Source organism: Halostella pelagica, from assembly GCF_004762015.1.
Taxonomy (GTDB): Archaea; Halobacteriota; Halobacteria; order Halobacteriales; family Natronoarchaeaceae; genus Halostella; species Halostella pelagica.
The window spans coordinates 122,971-128,970 of record NZ_SJES01000010.1; the positions used below are offsets into that span (position 1 = coordinate 122,971).

5 protein-coding genes and 4 pseudogenes are annotated in these 6,000 nt (G+C 58.0%); 6 read left to right on the forward strand and 3 right to left on the reverse strand.

Going from position 1 to position 6,000, the window contains the following annotated elements; all coding sequences use genetic code 11:
• Positions 1 to 273: 273 nt before the first annotated feature.
• From EYW42_RS20480 to EYW42_RS20650, 3 pseudogenes are all read left to right on the forward strand, one after another.
• A pseudogene (locus tag EYW42_RS20480) lies at positions 274 to 489 on the forward strand (transposase); the annotation flags it as partial.
• Positions 490 to 792: 303 nt separating this feature from the next.
• Positions 793 to 1,077: pseudogene (locus EYW42_RS20485) on the forward strand (MarR family transcriptional regulator); the annotation flags it as partial.
• Positions 1,077 to 1,439 (forward strand): annotated as a pseudogene (locus EYW42_RS20650) (type II toxin-antitoxin system PemK/MazF family toxin). The pseudogenes EYW42_RS20485 and EYW42_RS20650, both read left to right, overlap by 1 nt.
• An 87-nt stretch (positions 1,440 to 1,526) precedes the next feature.
• Here EYW42_RS20650 and EYW42_RS18355 read toward each other — a convergent pair.
• Complete coding sequence (locus EYW42_RS18355) at positions 1,527 to 2,162, reverse strand: hypothetical protein (RefSeq protein ID WP_135536896.1); 636 nt, start codon at positions 2,160 to 2,162, stop codon at positions 1,527 to 1,529.
• 157 nt (positions 2,163 to 2,319) lie between these two features.
• Between EYW42_RS18355 and EYW42_RS18360 the strand changes: the two genes are divergently transcribed.
• The gene (locus EYW42_RS18360; RefSeq protein WP_135536897.1) at positions 2,320 to 2,514 is read left to right on the forward strand and encodes a hypothetical protein; all 195 of its coding nucleotides are present in this window, start codon (positions 2,320 to 2,322) and stop codon (positions 2,512 to 2,514) included.
• Between the two features lie 41 nt (positions 2,515 to 2,555).
• Positions 2,556 to 2,726 carry a hypothetical protein gene (locus EYW42_RS20030; protein WP_202613964.1) on the forward strand — a complete coding sequence of 57 codons (171 nt, stop codon included), beginning with the start codon at positions 2,556 to 2,558 and terminating at the stop codon, positions 2,724 to 2,726.
• A 39-nt stretch (positions 2,727 to 2,765) separates the two neighbouring features.
• On the opposite strand, the gene EYW42_RS18365 is transcribed toward EYW42_RS20030, so the two are convergent.
• Together EYW42_RS18365 and arcD are read right to left on the reverse strand one after the other, a co-directional pair.
• A complete protein-coding gene (locus EYW42_RS18365; protein WP_135536898.1) occupies positions 2,766 to 4,148 on the reverse strand; it encodes a cytochrome P450 in 1,383 nt (460 codons plus the stop codon).
• Positions 4,149 to 4,278: 130 nt separating this feature from the next.
• Positions 4,279 to 5,751: an arginine/ornithine antiporter ArcD gene (gene arcD, locus EYW42_RS18370; protein ID WP_135536899.1), complete on the reverse strand. Its 1,473-nt coding sequence runs from the start codon at positions 5,749 to 5,751 to the stop codon at positions 4,279 to 4,281.
• A 181-nt stretch (positions 5,752 to 5,932) separates the two neighbouring features.
• On the opposite strand from arcD, the pseudogene EYW42_RS18375 reads away from it, so the two are divergent.
• Positions 5,933 to 6,000 (forward strand): annotated as a pseudogene (locus EYW42_RS18375) (IS6 family transposase); the annotation flags it as partial.

Sequence of the window (6,000 nt, forward strand, 5' to 3'; positions counted from 1 at the left end):
GTCTGTTTGCTGAACTCATCCTCTTTACTGAGCAGTTGGACGAATACTTGAGCGTGTCACCACCACCATCCCGCTGTGGTCCTGACACGTGAATCTTGACGTACTGTCTTCCGGCAGATCGCCCAGCTATCCTACGTCGATTGGCCCACGTATGAGTCGAGCCCGCTGTTCGATCGCACGTCGCTGCCCGGAGTAGAATCGGATGTTCGTCTCGTTGCGGAAACCTCGTTCCAGCATGACGATCACGATACCGTTGATCAATTCGTCCCTGCAGTGCCGCTCGCATACGTCCAATTCGATGCTCACAACCAATGTTCAGGCTCGACGAGCTACGAGATGGAGACACTGTTTCGCCTGTTCCTGCTGAAAGAATGCCACGTCTGGGACCACGAAACTGCCCTCGTCGAATACCTCACCAAACACCCCGATCTCTGTGATCAACTCGGCCTAGAGTCAGTGCCGAATCAGTCGACACTCTGGCGCAGCTGGCACCATCTGTTCACTGCTGCTCTCCAAGACACCGTCGAGACAGCAGCGCGGACCATCCTCATTAAAGCGCAAAATGTGAGCGTCTCAGTCCCGCGCAAACCAGAGCGTCAGAGCCGCAGATACGATACTGAGGATACGGAATTAGACCCATCTGACCAAACCGTATTAGAGCAGGCTGAGACAGTCACTGAGCAGGTGAGTCGCGTTGCGTTTCCAGCGTTCTCACTGGTCTGTGGCGAGGGCTGTGAGATCCACGAGAACGCCTACTGGGACTTACAGACGTATCTGGGGCTTCGAGAGAACTTAGCCGCCAATGAGGCTCGGGCGTTCAAGGCCCGCGAAATCGCCTCCCAGATCGGCGTCGACGAGGGTGCAGTCAGCACTGCGCTCTCGCGGCTGAAGGATCGTGGTCTGGTCGAACACAAGGCGACGTACTGGGCGATAACCGACGACGCCGAGCGACTCGACGGATACAGCGGATACGAACGAGCAACGGCGCTGTTCAACGACCAACTGGGTGCGGAGGACAAGGATTCCTGGCGCGAGCACACACCGCAGGAATCACACCCGAGCGTCGAGGACGAATAGTGACCGACGAAGAGACACCAGTTTTCGAACGTGGCGACGTCGTCTACGGGGCTAATCCGTTCAAAGGTGACGAGGACGCTCGGCCCTGGCTTCTCCTCTCGAATCACGAAGGCCGTCCGTTCCACGGCGACCAGTATATCGCGCTAACGTTGACGTCGAAATCCTGGATGGACGGTCTCATCGACATCCCCAGAGAGAGTTAGCTTCGCGGTGGGACACCCGATGAGAGCCGAATCGTCCCGTGGAGCGTCCAATCGATCGATCATGAAGACATCGACTTCTGGCAGGGTCGTCTTGATAGCGACCTTGTCGACAGGGCGGTCGCTGCCCTCGTCGAAGAACTGGTGTCCATGACCCGATGAAACCCTCAATTCCGTCGTGCAGGGTAGGGTTCTGATCGGCTGGCTCCGACAGAATGACGGGCTCCTATTCGGTCCGTCTTTGTGATTCTATTCGGTCTGGGAGTTCGCTGCTGCCAGCACGCGACCGATATAGATCTGCCTCCAGATGAGCCAGGCGCCGAGACCGATCCCGAGCAACCCAAGACTGGTGATTCCGACCGCGTCCCAATGTGTCTTGGCGAGGGCGCAGTCCAGTGTTTCCGTTGCACAGGCACCGAACAGATGCTGGGTGATGGCGCCCGTGTAGACGAGCCAGCCGCCGATGGCGACGGAGCCGACACCGGCCACGGTCTTCGACACTGCTTCCTGGACCGTGGGCGGGTCCGCAATAATCGCTGCCTGCACGTCCTCACGCGGCCCGGCTAGCTGTGAAAGAACGGCCGCCCCGAGGAGGAGCAGTGCAGCCGGGGCGATGACGAATCCAATCGACCACATACCGATGATGGCGAGCCCCGTCATCAAGAGGGCGGTCACCCAGACCAGCGGCGTCCGATTCGTCCACGCACCGAGTGAACCGGTGAGGGCGAGCAGAATGCTGAAGAGCACCCAGCCGGCGAAGAACGCGTCAGCAAGCGGGTTTGGCGATAGGAGCAGTCCGGCTGCGACGATGGTGCTGAGGACAGCGAGACCGCTCAACATACGGGCACCGGTCGTCGCTGTGGAGGGCTGGACCGCTGGGGCCATACGAAAGACTAGTGGGGTAAACTCCTAATAGGGTATCGGTGACCCACTCATACTCACGAGGATTCATGTTCTACTGCAGGAGACGGTGGTTCCACGGCGTGATTCATGAAACAGCGATTCCAGAGATGGTTTAGTTCTCCACGGCGAGACGATCGGTATGGTCCACTGTCCTGACTGTGGGACGACGCTCGAGGAGACAGCTGATATCGAGTTCGTGGAGATGGATGCCACGACGGGATTCCTGAAAGCCTCGAAACGGTTCTATACGGCCAATTGTGCGGCATGTGGCACGGTTCTGGGGAGCGGCGTTGCCGGGGCGAAAGCGGGCGGTGGAGGCGGTGGTGCTGTCTGAGAGAATAAGAACTATACCTGTGTCTGCAGAACCTGAGAGCGATGGTTCATTGCCCTGAATGTGAGACGACCCTCTCCGAGAAAGCCGATGTCGAGTTTGTCGAGATGGACGCGACGACGGGCTTCTTCAAGGCCTCAAAACGGTTTTATCTGGTGGCCTGCAGCGACTGCGGCGTCGCGATCGGCAGCGGTGTCGCGGGCGCGAAGGCCTGAACACGACTACACGCGGACATAACCCTCGCCGGTGCGAAATCACCGATGGTGGACTTCCGCGGTGATCTCGGTGGCCGGTCGAAGTTGAATTGACGGAATGAACGTCAGCGGCCCATCGGTGGTCACGTCAAGGGTGACGTGGCCGACCATTGTTGCCAGCGCTAACGTCAACTCCTGACGGGCGAAGTCGGCACCGATACAACTGCGGGGTCCGCCGCTGAACGGGAAGTAGGCGTACTCCGGGCGGTCGACGCTGCGGGTCCATCGGTCGGGAACAAATTTCTCCGGTTCGTCCCAGAATCGCTTGTCTCGATGAGGGACCCACTGGGGAATCAGAAACTGGGCCGCTGGGGGCAACTCGTAGCCATCCAGCGTCACAGATTCAGTCGCCTGCCGGTTGATACCTGTCGTCGGCGGGTAGAGTCGGAGGGTTTCATCGACGACATATTGCGTGTATTCGAGGGCGTCGTAGTCCGCGATGGTTGGCCGGTTCCCCTCGACAACTTGGTCGTATTCCTCGCAGAGGGACTCATACACGTCGGGATGGTCGGCAAGCAGATACCAAACATGGGTGAGCGCACCCGAGGGGGACTCGTGGCCTGTCAATAGGAATGCAACCAAGTTCTGCTTGACCTCTGTACGTGTCAATTCACCATCTTCGTGGGCGGCAAGCAACATCGCGCACACGTCCTCGTTGGTCTCTGTCTCTGCATATTGCCGTTCGGCGACAAGGTCCTCGACAAACGTATCAAGATGCTGTACCGCTCGACGGAAGCGGCGCTCTGTTGGCGTCGGTATCCAGTCCGGGAGCAACTGGCCGGGTCTGCGGAAGTTGGTCCGGTCAACGAACGCGTCTGCTGCTTCAATAACTACGTCCTCCTGCCCGCGAATGTCCTCATTGAGAAGTGTCTCGGCTAAAATCTGAACCGTCACCCGGCGAATCTCGGGATGCAGGGCGAATCGCTCACCCTCGTCCCACTCGTCGATAAATCGCGCTGTCACCGCCGCCATGCGGTCGCCATAACTGGTGATGCTCTCACGGGTGAACGCCGGATGTGACGCTCGTCTGAGGCGTTTCCACCGCTCACCCGTTGCGGTCGTCATAGCCGCATCTTCAATTCCCTCGAAGGATTGTTGCTGTTCCGGGCCGATGGTGAACTTGTGCTGGTCCTCGACGAGTATCTGCTTGATAAGTTCCGGGTGGGTCACCATGTACAGGGACTCGTCCATGAAGCGGAGGCGAACGAGGTCCCCGTGGGTAGCCCACGATTCCATCGCTCTGACCGGGTCCCGAGAAAATGCTAATCCGTTGCCTAGGATCGGGATACCAGCTGGAGATGGTGGATCCCCAGTCTCGCTCATATCACCGTCTTTCGGGTGCGCCGTCTTAACACTATTCCGCCGTGGCCCGGACAGAACCATCCTGGTCCTTATTGTGACAAACGTATACGGTTCGCGGTTGGTCCGGAAACGACGTACTACAGTCCGTATGCAACGGTACTGCTACGGGATGAGGCGAGACAATCAACCCACGTTTCGTCGCAGGAGTTCGTCAGTCCTCGCCGGCAGCCGAGACGGCAGCGTCGTTCGCCGGTGTGGTGCTGTCGGACTCATCCTGGTCTACGTACTTGATCTGCCAACCGGTCGCGCCCATGAACAGCAAGACGATCGGCGAGAAGATACCGAAGAAGTAGTAGGGGGCATACTGCACGGTTGGAACACCAAGCACCCCGGACATGTAGACCGCCCCACTGGTCCAAGGGACGAGCGCGCTCGTCGTCGTCCCGGCGGCTTCAACGGCACGTGAGAGGTTCTGAGATTTCAGTCCTTGCTCGCTGTAGAGGTTCCGAAGCGACATCCCTGGTACGACGATACTGATGAACTGTTCGGCGGCGAGAACATTCATCAAGAAGGCCGAAAGAGCAGTCACGCCGGTAGTACTACCAGCACCGTGACACATCCGAGCCAGATGATGGGCAAGCACCGCGAGAATTCCGGTTCGTTCGAACATCCCACCAAGAGAGAGCGCGGCGATGACTATGGTGATGGCCCACGCAGCGTCGGTCATCCCGCCGCTCTCTAGCAGGCCGTTGACGAGTTCCATGCCCGTCTCAGGGGCTGTCCCGTCCAGCGCTGTAGACCACACGGTGGCGAAGTCAGTGCCCTCTACGATCATCGCTGTCGGAGCACTTGCGAAAATGCCGGCACCGAGCGTCGGGATTGGTGGAATCCCGTAGATGGCAAGTCCGAAGATGAGGACTAACGGCATGAAGACGAGTGGCGTCACGACATAGGAACCCTCAACGGCCGACTGAATCGCCGCGATACGACCATCAGGGATATTTCCGGAGACACTCAACCCAAGTACCGCGTACAGTACAACTGAGATCCCCAACGCGAGCGTGGAGCCAGGTCGCATAGCGTGGATGTGGTCGTAGAGATCGGTGTCTGTCACCGCCGCCGCGAGGTTCGTGGTATCCGACAGGGGGGACAGTTTGTCACCGGTGTATGCACCCGTGAGGATAGCGCCAGCGGTCATCGGAGCGGGAATGCCAAGACCGGAGCCAATACCGATGAAGGCGACGCCGAGCGCGCCGACAGCGGTCCACGAGGAGCCGATTGTCATTGTGATACTTGCGATAAGGATCGCAGTCAACGGGAGGAATATCAGAGGAGTAAGCAGCTCTACCCCGTAGTACATGAGTGTTGGAATCGTCCCTGCCAGTATCAGCGTAGAGACAAGCGTGTAGGCGAGAAAGATGATGAGGATCGCTTGCATCCCCATGAGGAGACTGTCACTGATGCCGTCATACAACTCTTCCCACGAAATCCCGAGGCGATACCAAGCGAACAGTCCAGTGAAGGCAATACCCCACAGTAATGGAAATTGTGGGCTGAGTCCGAATACAACGATTCCGACACTGAGAAAGCCGATCATCCCTATAATGGGAACGAACGATTCAGCGAGAGTTGGTCGGTCCTCCGGTGAGATCTCTTCAAACTGACGAGGCTTGAACTCTACCATTTACCGGTATCCTTTCGCATCTTTTGTCTGGCCACGCCGATTCCTGCAATCACTCTCTGAATGACGAGTGGAGATGTCATGTATGAACTATCATGGAATATTCCCGAGAGAATCTAACCACTGGCACTGTCTAGTTAGGCCAGTTTGAGAAGCGAGCAGGTCGTAGAGTTTGTTTGGGACAATGCTCGCAGACCTGCTCAGTGAGTGCTACGCGGCGGAATTTGATGAAACTTGGGAGCGGGAACGGAC